This is a genomic window from Candidatus Tisiphia endosymbiont of Beris chalybata (genome assembly GCF_964026555.1).
Lineage (GTDB): Bacteria > Pseudomonadota > Alphaproteobacteria > Rickettsiales > Rickettsiaceae > Tisiphia.
Genome location: NZ_OZ032159.1, coordinates 1210252 through 1226237, shown reverse-complemented (window position 1 = coordinate 1226237; position 15986 = coordinate 1210252). Strand labels below are relative to the sequence as shown.

18 protein-coding genes, 1 tRNA gene and 3 pseudogenes are annotated in these 15986 nt (G+C 33.2%); 16 read left to right on the top strand and 6 right to left on the bottom strand.

Annotated features, from left to right (window positions below; genetic code table 11):
* Positions 1–5 precede the first annotated feature (5 nt).
* A complete protein-coding gene (gene lon / locus AAGD44_RS05910; RefSeq protein ID WP_341764696.1) occupies positions 6–2345 on the bottom strand; it encodes an endopeptidase La in 2340 nt (779 codons plus the stop codon).
* A 532-nt stretch (positions 2346–2877) separates the two neighbouring features.
* On the opposite strand from lon, the gene AAGD44_RS05905 reads away from it, so the two are divergent.
* The 7 genes from AAGD44_RS05905 (at position 2878) to AAGD44_RS05875 (ending at position 7996) form a co-directional block, all read left to right on the top strand.
* Positions 2878–3084 carry a palindromic element RPE1 domain-containing protein gene (locus AAGD44_RS05905; protein ID WP_341763797.1) on the top strand — a complete coding sequence of 69 codons (207 nt, stop codon included), beginning with the start codon at positions 2878–2880 and terminating at the stop codon, positions 3082–3084.
* Between the two features lie 53 nt (positions 3085–3137).
* Positions 3138–4136: a serine/threonine dehydratase gene (locus tag AAGD44_RS05900; protein ID WP_341763796.1), complete on the top strand. Its 999-nt coding sequence runs from the start codon at positions 3138–3140 to the stop codon at positions 4134–4136.
* 145 nt (positions 4137–4281) lie between these two features.
* Positions 4282–4428 (top strand): palindromic element RPE1 domain-containing protein, encoded by a 147-nt coding sequence (locus AAGD44_RS05895; RefSeq protein ID WP_341763795.1) that lies wholly within the window; start codon positions 4282–4284, stop codon positions 4426–4428.
* Positions 4429–5018: 590 nt separating this feature from the next.
* Complete coding sequence (locus AAGD44_RS05890; RefSeq protein ID WP_341763794.1) at positions 5019–6020, top strand: hypothetical protein; 1002 nt, start codon at positions 5019–5021, stop codon at positions 6018–6020.
* A 263-nt stretch (positions 6021–6283) separates the two neighbouring features.
* Positions 6284–6646: a transposase gene (locus tag AAGD44_RS05885; RefSeq protein WP_341763784.1), complete on the top strand. Its 363-nt coding sequence runs from the start codon at positions 6284–6286 to the stop codon at positions 6644–6646.
* A gap of 113 nt (positions 6647–6759) precedes the next feature.
* Entirely contained in the window at positions 6760–7371 is a 612-nt protein-coding gene (locus tag AAGD44_RS05880; RefSeq protein WP_341763793.1) for a transposase, read from the top strand.
* A gap of 548 nt (positions 7372–7919) precedes the next feature.
* Positions 7920–7996, top strand: a tRNA-Val gene (locus AAGD44_RS05875).
* A gap of 207 nt (positions 7997–8203) precedes the next feature.
* Here AAGD44_RS05875 and AAGD44_RS05870 read toward each other — a convergent pair.
* A complete protein-coding gene (locus AAGD44_RS05870) occupies positions 8204–8722 on the bottom strand; it encodes a transposase (protein ID WP_341763792.1) in 519 nt (172 codons plus the stop codon).
* 56 nt (positions 8723–8778) lie between these two features.
* On the opposite strand from AAGD44_RS05870, the gene AAGD44_RS05865 reads away from it, so the two are divergent.
* Positions 8779–8985, top strand: a complete 207-nt coding sequence (locus AAGD44_RS05865) for a palindromic element RPE1 domain-containing protein (protein ID WP_341763779.1) — start codon at positions 8779–8781, stop codon at positions 8983–8985.
* Here the strand turns inward: AAGD44_RS05865 and AAGD44_RS05860 are convergent.
* Both AAGD44_RS05860 and AAGD44_RS05855 read right to left on the bottom strand, forming a co-directional pair.
* Positions 8891–9508, bottom strand: coding sequence for a transposase (locus AAGD44_RS05860; protein ID WP_341763778.1), 618 nt, complete (start codon positions 9506–9508; stop codon positions 8891–8893). The genes AAGD44_RS05865 and AAGD44_RS05860 overlap by 95 nt on opposite strands.
* 316 nt (positions 9509–9824) lie before the next feature.
* Positions 9825–10058, bottom strand: a complete 234-nt coding sequence (locus AAGD44_RS05855) for a hypothetical protein (RefSeq protein WP_341763791.1) — start codon at positions 10056–10058, stop codon at positions 9825–9827.
* Between the two features lie 14 nt (positions 10059–10072).
* Between AAGD44_RS05855 and AAGD44_RS05850 the strand changes: the two genes are divergently transcribed.
* Positions 10073–10246, top strand: a complete 174-nt coding sequence (locus AAGD44_RS05850) for a palindromic element RPE1 domain-containing protein (protein ID WP_341763790.1) — start codon at positions 10073–10075, stop codon at positions 10244–10246.
* On the opposite strand, the pseudogene AAGD44_RS07855 reads toward AAGD44_RS05850, so the two are convergent.
* A pseudogene (locus AAGD44_RS07855) lies at positions 10200–10319 on the bottom strand (IS701 family transposase); the annotation flags it as partial. The gene AAGD44_RS05850 and the pseudogene AAGD44_RS07855 sit on opposite strands and share 47 nt — an antisense overlap.
* A 1145-nt stretch (positions 10320–11464) precedes the next feature.
* Here AAGD44_RS07855 and AAGD44_RS05845 point away from each other — a divergent pair.
* The 6 genes and pseudogenes from AAGD44_RS05845 to AAGD44_RS07850 all read left to right on the top strand — a co-directional run.
* Positions 11465–12208 (top strand): class I SAM-dependent methyltransferase, encoded by a 744-nt coding sequence (locus AAGD44_RS05845; protein WP_341763789.1) that lies wholly within the window; start codon positions 11465–11467, stop codon positions 12206–12208.
* 1 nt (position 12209) lies between these two features.
* Positions 12210–12812, top strand: coding sequence for an HAD family phosphatase (locus AAGD44_RS05840; RefSeq protein WP_341763788.1), 603 nt, complete (start codon positions 12210–12212; stop codon positions 12810–12812).
* Positions 12813–12844: 32 nt separating this feature from the next.
* Positions 12845–13453 carry an NTP transferase domain-containing protein gene (locus AAGD44_RS05835; RefSeq protein ID WP_341763787.1) on the top strand — a complete coding sequence of 203 codons (609 nt, stop codon included), beginning with the start codon at positions 12845–12847 and terminating at the stop codon, positions 13451–13453.
* Positions 13454–13469: 16 nt separating this feature from the next.
* The gene (locus tag AAGD44_RS05830) at positions 13470–14798 is read left to right on the top strand and encodes a hypothetical protein (RefSeq protein WP_341763786.1); all 1329 of its coding nucleotides are present in this window, start codon (positions 13470–13472) and stop codon (positions 14796–14798) included.
* Between the two features lie 133 nt (positions 14799–14931).
* Positions 14932–15177, top strand: coding sequence for a hypothetical protein (locus tag AAGD44_RS05825; RefSeq protein ID WP_341763785.1), 246 nt, complete (start codon positions 14932–14934; stop codon positions 15175–15177).
* 30 nt (positions 15178–15207) lie between these two features.
* A pseudogene (locus AAGD44_RS07850) lies at positions 15208–15321 on the top strand (transposase); the annotation flags it as partial.
* On the opposite strand, the pseudogene AAGD44_RS05815 reads toward AAGD44_RS07850, so the two are convergent.
* Positions 15313–15447: pseudogene (locus AAGD44_RS05815) on the bottom strand (IS66 family transposase); the annotation flags it as partial. The pseudogenes AAGD44_RS07850 and AAGD44_RS05815 sit on opposite strands and share 9 nt — an antisense overlap.
* Positions 15448–15518: 71 nt before the next feature.
* Here AAGD44_RS05815 and AAGD44_RS05810 point away from each other — a divergent pair.
* Positions 15519–15881: a transposase gene (locus AAGD44_RS05810; RefSeq protein ID WP_341763784.1), complete on the top strand. Its 363-nt coding sequence runs from the start codon at positions 15519–15521 to the stop codon at positions 15879–15881.
* The last annotated feature ends 105 nt before the right edge of the window (positions 15882–15986 follow it).

Below are 15986 nucleotides of genomic sequence, written 5' to 3'. Positions count from 1 at the left end.
TAGAGTTAACCTGGAGTAGCAATAAAATTAGTATTCACTAAAGCGCATTTTAATACTTCATCAATTGTGGATACTGGCAAGATTTCTAAATTATTTTTTATAGTAATAGGAATTTCTTTTAAATCTTTGACATTTTCTGCAGGTATTAGCACTATTTTAATCCCCCCTCTACTAGCAGCTAATAGTTTTTCTTTTAATCCTCCAATAGGCAATACCATCCCTCTTAAAGTAATTTCTCCTGTCATTGCTATAGTTCGTTTAACCGGGGTTTTAGTCATAAGTGAGACAATAGTGGTAAATATAGCACAGCCGGCAGAAGGCCCATCTTTAGGTATTGCCCCTGCAGGCACATGTAAATGAATATCTAGATCTTTATAATCCTCATATTTTAGGCCAAAACTATTTGCTCTGGAACGAAAACAACTATAAGCTGCCTGGGCTGACTCTTTCATTACATCTCCCAGCTTCCCGGTAGTTTTAATTTCTCCCTTGCCCGGAAATGTTAATGCTTCAACAGTTAGTAATTCTCCTCCTACTTCTGTATATGCTAAGCCAGTAGTACTGCCGATTTGATCTTCCTTCTCAGCTAAGCCAAAATTATATTTTTGTACTCCGAGATATTCTTCCAGGTTTGTGGACGCTATAGAGATACTTTTAATTGCTTTATTACTTAAAATTCTTTGTAAAGCTTTGCGGGTGATAGCACTAATTTCTCTTTCAAGGGATCTAACCCCAGATTCTTTGGTATAATAGCGAATTATTTCTAAAAGGGCTGGATCCTCAATGAAGAGCTCATTTTCCCGCATATTATGCATTTTAAACTGCTTAGGAATTAAATAGTTTTTAGCAATTTGTAGCTTTTCCTCTTCCACATACCCAGAAACGTTAATTATTTCCATACGGTCTAATAGGGCCCTAGGTAGATTATAAGAATTTGCGGTAGCAATGAACATTACTTCCGATATATCATACTCCACTTCCAAATAATGATCAACAAAGTGGCTATTTTGCTCTGGATCTAGTACTTCTAGTAATGCCGAAGCAGGATCCCCTCGAAAATCAGAACCCATTTTATCGATTTCATCAAGTAACATCACCGGGTTACTGGTCTTAGATTTTTTAATTAAATTTATGATTTTACCGGGCATAGACCCAAGATATGTTTTTCTATGGCCTCTAATTTCTGATTCATCTCGCACGCCCCCAAGAGCAAATTTAGTGTATTTTCTGCCTATTGCTTCGGCAATTGATTTCACTAATGAAGTTTTACCTACCCCTGGCGGTCCAATTAAACATAATATAGGGCCTTTAATTTTTTTTGAACGTTGTAACACTGCTAAATATTCGATAATACGATCTTTGACTTTTTCTAGGCCGAAATGGTCGCGATCTAAAATGTTTCTTGTTTTAGTGATATCAATTTTAGTACTATCAGATTTCCCCCATGGCATAGCTAACAAAGTATCTAGGTAGTTACGAATTACTGATGATTCTCCTGACATTTGATTCATCAGTTTTAATTTTTTTAATTCATTTTCTGCTTTTTCTTTAGCTTCCTTAGAAAGCTTTAGGGTGCGAATTTTTTTCTCTATATCTGAAAAGTCAGTTTTATCATCTTCAAGCTCCTTTTGGATAGCTTTCATTTGCTCATGCAAATAATAATCACGTTGAGTTTTCTCTATCTGTTTTTTTAATCTTTGTTGTAAAGACTGTTCAGCTTCTAATTGGGCCATTCCAGATATTAAAGTATCTATTATAGTTTTAACTCTAGCTTGCGGTTTTGTTTCCTCTAATAGGGTTTGTTTTATTAATAACGGGGCGACCAAATGAGAAGAGAGAACATTGGTAATATAACTAAAGTTTGTAGGATCTTTTTTAATTTCTGCTGCTATAGTTTCGGTGATCTCAGGATTAATTTTTTTATGGTTCCTAGTATAGTCTAAAAATAGTTCAATAACATTTGTGGTAGCAACTTTTAAACTTTCTATATCTGTTACTTCTTCATCCTCTATTATGCTGTATTCAGCCTCGAATGTTTCATTATTAGTGATATTATAAAGCTTAACTCTACTAGTTGCTTCCACTAGAACTTTTGCATTATTTTGCACTCTTACAGTTTGGATAATTTTAGCAATGACTCCTACCGAATGAAGGTCTTGGATCTTTGGGGAATCTTGGTTTTGTTGTTTTTGTAATACTAAAAGTATCTGCCTATTATTATCTATATTATCGGTACTAAGTAGGGCATGAATAGATTTTGCTCGGCCAACAAATATAGGGGCAATCATACCAGGAAATACCACCATATCCCTTAATACAAGTAGGGGTAATTTTTCTTTATTTATCATACAAAAACCTTAAGAAATTTATATACTAGGGCAGCTGTTAGCTATATAATATTATCATACTAGGATTTCAAGCAATTTTATGATATTAAAAACAGTTAAACAATTTAAATTATTATCAATGGGGCAAGGTTTTTACGGTACTACAGTTTCATTCTTGTCACTATATGGTAGGTAAGCCCGTAAATGGGCTGCACCTAGGCAAGGTTAATTGATATAGCAAAAGGGTATACTCTAGCTATTTAAGCTTGAAAGGAAGAGATCTTTGAGTACCGCTTTTAAACTGAACGTATATTACTTATACCATTTCCCAAAACTAAATTAGTATTAGGAGTACGAGTGCCCTTGCACCGGAGCGTACATATTAGTACGCAAGGAGCGGAGATCATGAAGCAAGGCAAACGTAGATGATTAGTTTTCGGAAATGGTATACTCAATGGATTTCAAGAGTTGGATTTTATTTGCCAGGGGTGAGCGCGCGCAGCGTACAACTAAGTACGTGAGCACGCGAAACTTTGATAAAATAGACCTCTTGCATAACCTAAAGATAATTGAAGAATTTTTAGGAGAAACGAAGTCGAGTACCGCAGCGTACATAGACGTACGTGAGGAACAGAGAGGAGTTTCGACGACAAAATTACCAATTAGATTAGGTTATGCAAGAGGTCTAATGAAGAAACAAACTCTTGAAAGGCGAAGAGTATATTACTGCTATACTAGAATGATCCCTTGGGTATAGCTAAAAATAAAACTCCATGTTTACTAAGAATTAACGGAATTAACTGTAGTCATATGAAACTATCAATTCAGCATGTACATCCTATAGCAATAGCAAGTAATAGAATAAAAGAATATCTATATTTAACTCCTATAATTCAATCTAGCACTTTAAATGAAATGTTAGGGCATGAAATTTTTTTTAAAGCTGAATCATTGCAAAAAACTGGCGCCTTTAAAGTAAGAGGAGTATTAAATCATTTATTAGAACAAAAAGAAAAAAAATCCTTACCTACTAAAGTAGTAGCATATAGTACAGGGAATCATGGGCTTGGGCTTGCATGGGCCGCCAAGATCCTTAATCTTCACGCTAGAATTTATTTACCTAAAAATACTTCTTTGATTAAACAACAAGCAGCAAAATATTATGGCGCTGAAGTAATACTTACTGAGACTAGACAGGTAGCAGAAAACAGAGCAAAAGCTGACATAGCAAATGGTTTTTATTACTTGCATCCTTCTGATAGCGAGTCTAGCATAGTGGGAGCAAGTACAATGTGTTATGAAGCGCTGCAACAATTAAGCTTTTACCCAAATGCTATTTTCGCTGCGTGCGGTGGAGGGGGATTACTTGCAGGGTCATATCTAGCAAAGGAATTATTATCTCCATCTAGTTTGCTTATAGGAGTGGAACCAAGTCAGGCGAATGATGCTTTTTTATCTATAAAACAAAATACTATATATAGATTTACTGATTCTCCGCCAACTGTAGCAGATGGTTTACGTACTTTAAGTGTTTCCGAACGTACATTTCACTATTTAAAAAAACTAGATGATTTTTTTCTAGCAGAGGAACATTTAATATATTATTGGACTAGCTGGTTAACACATTTATTAAAAGTTACCTGTGAACCCTCATGTGCTTTAAATATGGTAGGCGTAGTGAACTGGTTAAAAAAACAATCTACTCCTCAAAAAGTGTTAGTGCTGTTATCCGGAGGCAATATAGATGTAAGTATTTATCAAGAGCTTGGTAAAAGATCAGATCTATTACATCTACCCACCCTTAAGTAGATTATACTACTCGTCTTTCAAAAATTGTTTTTTTTATTTTATCATGGACTCACGTGCTCACGTACTTTATAGTCATATCTTTACCCACAACTATTAAATTGGTTAAAAATGTCATAAGTTAAAGTAATATCTTTGAGTAGACCTCTTGCATAACCTAAAGATAATTGAAGAATTTTTAGGAGAAACGAAGTCGAGTACCGCAGCGTACATAGACGTACGTGAGGAACAGAGAGGAGTTTCGACGACAAAATTACCAATTAGATTAGGTTATGCAAGAGGTCTAATGACCTAATTTTTATTATCTTGTTTTGGTTTGGCCCTTTAGTATTTATTTTGTTCTCATCAGTATTCTATCTCTAATTAGAAGGTAATTCTTAGTGATTTGTATATAAATTTTTATAAAGTTAATAAAAATTTAAGAATTATCAACTTTTTTCTATTACAACTCTTTTAGTTACCCCTTACATCTTCCTACTTTGCTAGTTAATAGTTTAGATTTATTAACATAAATATAATATAAATTATTATTTATATTATGAATTAAGGTAAATAATTTTTAAATAGTTGAGAATTGTATTACTATTAAAGCAATAACAAAATAATCGCCAATAAGAGGGGCGGGAATAATAAAAAATAGTGTTCAAAATCAATACTATAAAAGAAATCCATATAGCTGCCGGAGTAAAATCTTTCAAACAACAATGCGATTTGAAGGAAGTTAACGTGTTAAATAGGCTTACGATATATAAGTTTACAGAAGGATACCCAGTTGTATAAGAGAATAACCCGAATAGCTTATCTAGTATGGAAGACTCTCCTATCAAAGAATACTTAGCTGAGGAAAATATACGATGAGAAAATCAACATATGGAGGAGTAAAATATGCCAGGACAAGATGAAACTAGCCCAGCACTAAATAAGAAAGTAAAAAAGGTATTAAAAGGGATGATGACAAAAGTTGAGCAGAATGTTAAGCAGAATTTTCCTCCCCACGTAGATATGGCAGCACTAAACGTCCAGTTAAAACGCTTAACTAAACTAGTAGAAGCTGAGAAATTGGCCCCAGAAGCCCCCATAAGAAAACTACTTAATGATCTCGAGAGGAGAAAGAATATTGTAGTAGAACAATACGCTACATTAGACAGCAAAAAAAAAGATAATGAATCTTCTAACGCGGAGAGGGGGTTGAGTACGGGTACGACACCCACACCGACGAACACACAGCTAAGTAATGAAAAGAAGACAGATTTAAGGAAGGGCTCAAAAAGTTCATTCAGTCGGGAAAATTTAGAAGAGAAAAAAGAAAAATTAAAGGAGCAGAATCAGAGGCTGTATGATGTGGAGGGTATGGCGCAAGAAAATCCTAGAGAATTCAATAATTTTAAAAGACTACAGGGTTTATATGAAAGAAAAAAGATTATATACGATATTATAGCTTCTATAATTCCTACTTTAAACCCCGCCTCAGTAATAAAAAGACTAGCAGGTAAAAAGCCCCAATCTCAAGAGTTCGACCAACTAGAAGAAAAGATAAAAAATTTTCAGGCAAAATTCGAGAAGAAACAACTGCTATCACCAAAACAAGATGAAGAAGAATGTAAAGAAATGATAATAGCTATACATTTAGCAATTCAGAAGGCAGAGAAGCAGGATCCTGAACTGGCGGAAACGAGTAAGAAATATGTGTCAAATGAGGCTGAAATAAAAGAAATAGAGAAGATGATGCAGAAACAAGCCCTCGTCAGGCAGGCAAGAGATATAGGAAAAAGGTCACTTGATCACCTTATGAAGGAAGCAAAGGGAAAGTCAAATATTATTGCACCGTCTTCTGTACCGCAAGGGAGTATTGCGCCTAGTACTAACAAGATGCAACATGGGCATTAAAAATTGATTAGGTATATAAAAAATGGATAAATATAAATCCAGCAATAGCAAGTGGTGAGACGCTAGCGGCAAGTCAAGATAATGAGGAAAAACCTAGCCGGGTTAAGAAACTGCAATTAATGGCCCAAGAAATAGGAAGCTCTATTGTAAAAGCTGCTAATCAGAAATTCACTGTTCCTAGCTTGTTTAGGCTTTGTTGCATGGAGAATAAGAGTTGGAAGAAATAGGTTGTCAAGAGGAGATAGTTGCGCTAATAAAGGTGTATGACCATACATCGAAAAAAGCGCAACTGGTCGCAATATAACCAGAAACTAAAGAAAATAGCAAGCATAAATTTTTTTATCTCTGAGGAAGCGATAAGCAATTGGTATTATAGTGGTAAGCGACAACATGGGGGCAAAGTAATATATAGTGAATATGTAATAGAGTTATGTTTGTTGATGCGAGAATTTTATCAATTACCATATCGACAAGCACAGGGTTTTGTGGAATCTGTATTGAAATCAATGAAGCTTGAACTTAAGATACCAGATTATACTACTGTTTCTCGCCGTGCATCTAAATTAAATGTTGTGCTAGGTAATAAAGAGTTAGTCAAGACAAAGAAAGAATCTATAGTAGTATAGCCTGCGGTATTTAGCTGGTGACACTTGATTTTGCAGGATTCGGTTGTGCTCACGTATTCTCTATACGCTGCGCAACCTCGCCTTTAAATTCAAGTGTCACCAGCTAAATCACTTTGGCTATAGCTGTAGATTCAACAGGTTTATCGCTTTATACTCATACTGAATGGAATCGAAAGAAACACCAACAGAATCAGCTAGCAGGTTATGAGAAATGGCGTAAATTACATGTAGCAATAAACGTTGCAACTGGAGAGATTTTGGAGAGCAGATATACAAAATCTACAGCCAATGATGGTGCTGAGTTGTCATCATTGCTTGATTCGATACCAGAAGAAATATCAGCAGTATGTGGTGATATGGCTTATGATACAGTGAATTGTCGAGCAGCAATTAAATTAAAAAAGGCACGCCAACTTATACCGCCGATAAGGCATGCACGAATAGCCAAAGATAATAGAAATATCAAGAAAAAATACCATGAGATTTTATATGAAAGAGATGAAGCTATCAGATACATTCAGTATAATACTATTAACGGGGATACTTCATTAGCGTGTAAATCATGGGAGGAAAAGAGTGGCTATCATGCGAGATCTTTAGTTGAAACTACTATGTGGCAAATAAAAAGCCATAGTTCTGACTATTTAAGCAATAAAAGTGAACAAGCTAGAATGACACAGGCGCGAATAAAATGCAAAATTGTTAACTTAGTTAACGCTGCTTAACTTTTTGGGGATTCCGCCTCTTCCAACTCTTATTCTCCATGCAACAAGGCCATTTCCTTCTCGCAATGACAATGCTCCGGCATCAACTATTTATCGGCAATGCCATAAGTGGCAGTAGAAATTACTTGCTTTTTTTTAAAAAATAATGCAGTATACTGCTCATATTTTAAGAATTAAAATTCACTTTAGCTTCGATTTTACAAATTAGAGATTATTAGAGTGTAAGATAAGAATATACTCGCGCGACCCCTCGAATTAGATCGCAAATGCATGGCCAAGGAGCTAAAGCAGTATATAAGTTACGTGAGCATATGAGTTCACAATAAAATGAAAAAAATAATTCTGGGAGCGAAAGAGTATATTTACTATTTATTGGGTGATTAAGATTAAGTAGTTAAAAATTCAAGTTAGTTCCTTCCTCTAAATAGTTGAGGGCAAGAATACGCCCAAGAGAAAGTATATTGCTCTTTTAGGCACTAGCATTATGATATCAAAATAATTCTTATAACCCAAATATTATATACTTTGCTATCATAAATATTTAGTAAGGGCGATTAGCTCAGTTGGCTAGAGCATCTCGTTTACACCGAGAGGGTCGGGAGTTCAAGTCTCTCATCGCCCACCATATACTTATCAGCCTTTCAGGGTTTCCTTAAGCTTCCTCAAAATTCCATATGCTGCATATATGCTGCTCAGGCTAGTCAAAACAGCTGTGAAAATTGCTCTCAAACCCTTTCTGAACCTGGTGTTCAGCAGGCAGGGTTATGCAGCAAATAGTCTACTTTCCTTCCTCTCCTCATATTTCTACTTGTAGTAGCAATGATACTATCTTCTATAATTTCGTTGGTAATTTTGTACCACCAGAGTGGCGTAATCCATAGTACCCTACGATTTTTGTAGGGAGGCAGAGTAAGTAGTAAGAAGTTCTATTTTTGGAGGTATTAATAAGGTGCGTATTAGTTGAGTTACAGCTATTAATGATAGATTGATAAAAGATATTTTTAATATGATCAAACCCGTAAGTAAATAATGAAAATAATTGTTTTTCAGTGGTTTTTTGGAGTTTTATACGGATTGGGTTTAGTGAATTTTGTATTAAGCCATTCTTAACTATTAAAGCTGAAGCAATAGCAGTTACCACCAATAATTTTTTGAATCTATCCAAATTTACTAAGTGACTTTTTTCAATATCAAAGCCTCCGCTTTTGAGATGCTTAAACAACCGTTCGATGGACCAGCGGTACCTATATAAAGCGAAAATATCAACTTCGACCTCAATTGATGACACCAAAACCATCAGTTCATTTTTATCATTTCTATATGCAGCAAAATTGACTTTTCTATCCCACAATATTCCAGCACAAACCTTATATTTTAAGGCTTTGAGATCATTAAATATTAGACCTCTTGCATAACCTAAAGATAATTGAAGAATTTTTAGGAGAAACGAAGTCGAGTACCGCAGCGTACATAGACGTACGTGAGGAACAGAGAGGAGTTTCGACGACAAAATTACCAATTAGATTAGGTTATGCAAGAGGTCTATTTTTCCAATCGTTAAAGTTTTTAAACCTTTCTCAAGACGAATTTGGTGATCCGTTCTTAGGGGAATAGCAAATCTTATATGATTATCTATTAAGAAATTTAACCATTCTTTATTCATAAATTCTCGATCAGCAAGTAAATATTTTATTTTTTCAACCCCAAAATTGTCAATAAACTTCTGCAAAAATTCTTCCATAAATTCTTTAGAACAAGCTCCACCATGCGATAAAGAATGCCAATATATTGGCACTGATATCTTACCAATTACAATTACTAAAAACAAAATATTAATATCTGTTTTACCAAATTTCCAATTTGTTCGATCCATTGCTACAACATAATTTCCTACACCGAACAAGCTTAACAGTAATGATGCAACCTTCATATAATCAAAAGTAAATTCTTTTAACAATCGATAAATCCTATGGATTTTTGACGATGCTTTAGCATCACCTGAAATACCAAGCGCTAAACCCTTTGGGTCGATAGAACCTCCAGTTATTAAACTGATTATCATCCCAGACAAACATTTTAATCTTGATTTATTTCCGTCTATATATAAAATCAATTCTTGAAGTAGTATTTGGTGCATAGTTTCTCAAAAAATATCAACCTTATACTACTTCTTCCCTCCCTAAATCAACCCTCCAACCCAAAATCGTAGGGTACTATGCGATATAACTCTTATACGTAATTCATATGGATGATAAGCTGATGCCATTTATTCTCTCTCTTTAGTATCTCCTTTAATTTATATCTCTTCCTCTTCGCTCTGTCTACATCTTACTGTACTATGCTATATATAGCTTATCCAGATAAAAAGGCGACATTAGCAAGGGCTTAAATCAACCGCTTAATAGAAATCAAAGAAGATAATATTTTAAACACCTTGTCGCCATTTTCATTCTCTAAGCTATATGCGAGCTAGGTATTGGTGTTTGCGACGCCAGGCAGAGGAGGTAAAGATAAATTTTTTTGTCAGGAGTTGCGATTGCTCTATTATAAAATAATAAAATCTTCTTATCTCTTGAACCGTATAATTTATCATTTTTTTCGGTTTTTTTAAATTCTTCCAATGAATCTTCTAAAATTGCTGGCATCAGTTGAGCTTTGGTGATCACTAACATTGTCAAAGCAATCATTGACAATAGACCTCTTGCATAACCTAAAGATAATTGAAGAATTTTTAGGAGAAACGAAGTCGAGTACCGCAGCGTACATAGACGTACGTGAGGAACAGAGAGGAGTTTCGACGACAAAATTACCAATTAGATTAGGTTATGCAAGAGGTCTAATGTTACATGACGATACCAACCAGTTTGTGTTCTAACTTCATACTGATCAAGACCAGGTTCACTCTTAGCCATCTCAAAACATTCTTCTATCGACCACCGAGCTCCTGCCGCATTCATTACCTCTTCTAATGATGTATCCACCTTAGAAAATACTGTATAGAAAGCCAAATCATTAACGTCATATCTACTGCGCCTGTTTAATAAAAATCTCTCACAGCCTTTTACTCGATGATCAGGTTTTTTAGTACTACAGTTGTAGATTAGAAAAATTATAGTAAAGGTTTAATATTTTTGTTTATTTTGGCCCCAAAAATATCAATATATCATAAAAATTTGTCATACAAATGCTCAATTCTTAAAATTTCTACTAATCTACAACTGTAGTATAGCTTAGATTAATAAGGTACAGACAAAATAGTATCCAGAAAGTTTAATAGCTATGCATAGTTGGGGATATATGCTATGTCCATACCTTAATGATCTAAGCTATACTAGGCAATGCCAACAAAATTAGTGAAAATTTGTCTTGAAAAATCGGTCCAGTATAGTATGTTGTATCTTATTTGCTGGCATTCTTTGACTTAAGTAAAAACTTCTGCAACTATTTTAAACTTAGCAAAATATTTGCATATTATCAAATATTTTATTCAGCAATTCCCGCTAGGTCTGGCAAGCCCGATACTTAAGCCTAACTCAGAATTTAATTTTCGCACTGTTTTATTAGCAAAACCTTGACCCTATGCTGTTTCTAGAAGATTATTAGCGGGAATTGCTGAAGTATTGAGATAATGCTAGAAAGATTAGATTATGGTGATAGAATTACTAAAAGAGATAAAAAAATTTTCCATACAATAAAGCAGTTAGCCTAGCACTGTTAATATCATTAATGCCCAATTGATATTAAGGCACAGTCAATTGTGGAGCTAACAACAAATAAATATTTTTGCCGAGGATGGTCAAGTATATATAGAGCATTAGATAATTTCTAAATTCCTATTAAGTCAAGTTTCGGAAAAAGTAGTAAAATTACCAAAGCTTTATTTAATAGGAATTTAGAATTAGTTAATAATATAGGTGAATATAAACCAGAGATATTGGCTAAAGTTGCTGAAGTTTTTGATAAATTATGCACTCAAATTGAATAAATAGGTCCAATTCTGTCATAAAATTAACAAAAACAAGAGCTATAATTTTCACTATTAGAAGAATTTTTGTCAAAACTTAAGTTTTTAATTTGTTCAAGTTTAGAGATTATGCATGATAAAAAAATATATGGAAAAATAAAAGAAGTTAATTTTAAGAATATTCAAACTCTTTTTGACTCTAGAACAGAATCTATTAATAGTCCTTTGCATGCTATCATGTTACAGAATCAAGATTCGGACTTACCAGTAAGAAGAAATTTATATGAACAAGAGATAATTTTAACAGAGATATTGATCAATCAAGATAGTAAAGTTTTAGATCTCGGATGTGGTTATGGTCGTATTGCCCAAATGATACCTAACAATATCAGTTATTATTATGGACTAGACTTTTCAGAAAAATTTATTAGAATTGCTCAACAGAATTTTTTATATAATGATAATTTTTTCTTCAGTAACTATGATGTTACTAATTTTTACAATAATAATGTGATTAAATACAAAAAATTTAATGTAGTTTTTATTGTAGGTACAATGATGTATCTAAATGATTTTGCAGTAAGCCAAGTATACACTAATATCTTAGATTACCTAGAGGAGAATAAATCAGCAGTAATTTATATTAGAGAATCAGTTTCTTTATTAGAAGATAGAATTACTTTAGATAATTTTTACTCAGATAAATTAGAGAGTAATTATAGTGCCATATATAGAACTGATGCAGAATATAAAAATTTATTTAAAATATTTGAATCTAAGGGTTTTTATTTATCTAAATCACTATTATTTGATGAATCGCTGGCTAATAATAGTGAAACAAAACAAAAATTTTATATACTAAGAAGGGATTAAATTGAAGTCAGCATTTTGCTTTGATATGGATGGTACGTTAACAAAGCTTGAAGTATTACCAATCTTGGCCAGAGAAATCAGTATAGAACCTGAAATTGCTGTCTTAACTCGCGCTACAATAGAGGGCTTTTTACCATTCGAGCAATCCTTCTGTCTTCGAGTACGTTTATTAAAAGATCTTCCTATTACACAAGTACAAAATATTATAGAAAATATACCTCTTCATAACCAAATTATTGAATTTATCAAAATAAATTCACAACATTCTTATATAGTTACTGGGAATTTAGATGTATGGATTAAAAAGTTAGTAAAAAAAATAGGGTGTAATTATTATTCTTCTAAAGCTGATTATATAGGAAATAAGCTGAAAGGAGTACAAGTTATTCTTAATAAAGCAAATGCAATAAAAGATTTAAGGAATCAAGGATATGAACGCATTATTGCAATAGGAGATGGTATGAATGATGTATCTATGTTTGAGCAAGCTGATATTAAAATTGCTTTTGGTGGTGTTCACTCACCAGTATTATCTTTAATTAAATTAGCGGATTATATAACTTACCATGAGAAAAGTTTATGCAATATCCTGAACATGTTATAATACTTGCAGCTGGGATAGGAAGTAGGCTAGGTATGAATACACCAAAATGTTTAGTGGAAATTCACGATAAAAAAATTATTAATTATCAATTAAATCTACTAAAAGATTTTCAGAATATTAGAATAGTTATAGGATTTAAAGAAGAAGAGGTTATAGAGCATGTTAATAAAATTAGGAGAGATATTATTTTTGTACGTAATGATCAATATCTGACTACTACTAATATTACCAGCCTCATTTTAGCAGTTAGATACTTAAATAAGCCGTTTATTTTGTTGGATGGAGATATTATAATTAATAAACAGGATTTTTGTAGATTTATTGAAGAATGTAGAAATAGTAAAGAAAGTATTGTAGGTGTGACAAAACACAGATCACAAGAAGCAGTATTTGTCAATATTGAAAATGGCTATATTCATGCATTTTCTACTGATATTAAATCTAACTATGAGTGGTGTGGAATAGCATATATTCATGACTTTCAAATTAATCTTGATCTCTTAGGATATATTTATAAGCTTTTTGAAGATATGATACCTATCAAAGCATTTGAGTTAGATGTATATGAAATAGATACTCCTATAGATTACGCATTAGCTACTAAAATGATTACAGATAGAGTAATTTTTGATTTATTGTAAAATACTTAAAGGTAATATGCCCTTAAATGAAATTTTGAATATTAAAAAAGATATTGCTCAAGTAGCGAATGATAGTTATTCTTATTTTAATTTTAATCAACAGCTTATTGATCGTCAGAAATACAATATGTGGGAAGGAAATCATAAGTTACTTGATAGGTTTTACAAGCAAGTAGGAGGTGCTTCTTTAAAACCTATTAAAGTTGTGTTTATGGTAGCGGATACTGCATTATGGGATGTTTTTCAATCGGTTTATTATAAATTGTTGTTGGATTCTGAGTTTGAACTAAAAGTTATTGTTTTTAGACGCGTAGATGTGCAACCTGATAAATCATACTCTGAAGTAGTCGATTTTTTTTCTAAGCGAAGTATTGCAGCAGATATAGTATGGGGCCATAACACCGATTATCCTCCGATTGCTCCTGAAGATGCTGATGTCGTTTTTTATACTTTAGGTAGTGCAGCATTTCCTGATGTTTACAAGATGGAATATGTTAGTACATATTGCCGTACTTGCTATTTGTCTTATGGTTTTCTGCTGATAAATGCAGAAAATTATCAATTTGCTCAAGATTTTCATCATAGTGCCTGGGCAATCTATGCTAGTACTCGTCGTGAAGTACAACTATATCAAAAATATACAATGCGTTATAGTAGTAATGTAGTACTGACAGGTTATCCAAAATTTGATCTTTTGGATTTTAGAAAAATAAAAGTTAATAAACCTAAACGACCTATCATAATATGGGCTCCTCATTGGACAATAGCCTTGTGTTACCCAAGTATTAATCTTGGGACTTTTGACCAAATATGTATGGACATTATAGAAGTTTTTTCTTCATTTTCAGAAATTGATTTTATCTTCAAGCCTCATCCTAATCTTTTGTATGCTCTTGACAAAACAACTTTTATGACTCAAGAGAGTTATATTCAGTATTTATCATTATTACTGCAATGTACAAATGTTTCTATCTATAATCATGGAGACTACTGTAATTTATTCTTAAAATCATCAGCTATGATCACCGATAGTGTTTCATTTCTCGCAGAATATCTCCCCACAGGTAACCCATTATTATTTTTATCACGTAAAGATCGAGTTAAATTTAGTGATGTAGGAGAAGAAATTATAAGATTACATTATCATGGTGAAGGAATTGAATCTATTAAAAATTTTATTCAGCAAATTATTTACAAACAAGATGATTCAATGAAAGATCTGCGAGTAACAAAGGCATTCGCTCTTTTAGAGATTGAGGAAATAAATTCTGCTGATAAAATACGAGATCACTTGCTCCAAAATTTTGGCAGAGCTCTGCCTCAACAAGATAAATTGCACTGCTAGAAATTAATTGGCAACTCGCGTTATAGATATTAATAATAATATCTAATATATCTAGTACTACAGTTGTAGATTGAAATATGGAAAGAATGATAGTAGACTATGATGAAGTAAAATAATCTAGGCTATAATAAGGATGGAAATAGAAATAAGTGATTTAGAAAAACAATTATTAGAAAGATGGACAAAATTTAGAAATTATTTTACTCGAAGTAAAGGATGGGAAGCTGGATTAAATTACATCAAAGGATTGTTGTGTAAAGTAGAACGTAAAAACAGCTGGCAAATAGCCCAAACTGTTGGTAGTGTTAATCCATATTGTTTTCAAAATATGCTGAAACGAGGTAGTTTTGATGAAGATGCTGCTCGTGATTGTAACTAAAAACTATTGATTTCGGAGCTAGGAGCAATTGGTGTGTTTGTAGTAGACGACACTGGTTTTTTAAAGAAAGGTAACAAATCAGCTGGGGTCAAACGCCAATATAGCGGTACAGCTGGTAGAGTTGAAAATAGTCAAGGAATTTTTCCTATATTTTACGTGATGCTTTATTTGCCGCTCGGCATGGTTATTAGTCGGTTCTATTTCTGGGTTATCTACAAATAACCACATCATATCAAATGATTTCAAGATATTCTTTGCAACTCTTGTGGCCTTGTTGCATAGAGAATAAGAGTTGGAAGAAATAGGTTGTCAAGAGGAGATAGTTGCGCTAATAAAGGTGTATGACCATACATCGAAAAAAGCGCAACTGGTCGCAATATAACCAGAAACTAAAGAAAATAGCAAGCATAAATTTTTTTATCTCTGAGGAAGCGATAAGCAATTGGTATTATAGTGGTAAGCGACAACATGGGGGCAAAGTAATATATAGTGAATATGTAATAGAGTTATGTTTGTTGATGCGAGAATTTTATCAATTACCATATCGACAAGCACAGGGTTTTGTGGAATCTGTATTGAAATCAATGAAGCTTGAACTTAAGATACCAGATTATACTACTGTTTCTCGCCGTGCATCTAAATTAAATGTTGTGCTAGGTAATAAAGAGTTAGTCAAGACAAAGAAAGAATCTATAGTAGTATAGCCTGCGGTATTTAGCTGGTGACACTTGATTTTGCAGGATTCGGTTGTGCTCACGTATTCTCTATACGCTGCGCAACCTCGCCTTTAAATTCAAGTGTCACCAGCT

Excerpts from the sequence above, each read along its gene's own strand:
- AAGD44_RS05885 (WP_341763784.1), top strand. The coding sequence starts at position 6,284 with ATGACCATACATCGAAAAAAGCGCAACTGGTCGCAATATAACCAGAAA.
- AAGD44_RS05900 (WP_341763796.1), top strand. The coding sequence starts at position 3,138 with ATGAAACTATCAATTCAGCATGTACATCCTATAGCAATAGCAAGTAAT.
- AAGD44_RS05890 (WP_341763794.1), top strand. The coding sequence starts at position 5,019 with ATGCCAGGACAAGATGAAACTAGCCCAGCACTAAATAAGAAAGTAAAA.
- AAGD44_RS05830 (WP_341763786.1), top strand. The coding sequence starts at position 13,470 with ATGCCCTTAAATGAAATTTTGAATATTAAAAAAGATATTGCTCAAGTA.
- AAGD44_RS05810 (WP_341763784.1), top strand. The coding sequence starts at position 15,519 with ATGACCATACATCGAAAAAAGCGCAACTGGTCGCAATATAACCAGAAA.
- AAGD44_RS05855 (WP_341763791.1), bottom strand. The coding sequence starts at position 10,058 with ATGATTGCTTTGACAATGTTAGTGATCACCAAAGCTCAACTGATGCCA.
- AAGD44_RS05845 (WP_341763789.1), top strand. The coding sequence starts at position 11,465 with ATGCATGATAAAAAAATATATGGAAAAATAAAAGAAGTTAATTTTAAG.
- AAGD44_RS05835 (WP_341763787.1), top strand. The coding sequence starts at position 12,845 with ATGAATACACCAAAATGTTTAGTGGAAATTCACGATAAAAAAATTATT.
- AAGD44_RS05825 (WP_341763785.1), top strand. The coding sequence starts at position 14,932 with ATGGAAATAGAAATAAGTGATTTAGAAAAACAATTATTAGAAAGATGG.
- AAGD44_RS05860 (WP_341763778.1), bottom strand. The coding sequence starts at position 9,508 with ATGCACCAAATACTACTTCAAGAATTGATTTTATATATAGACGGAAAT.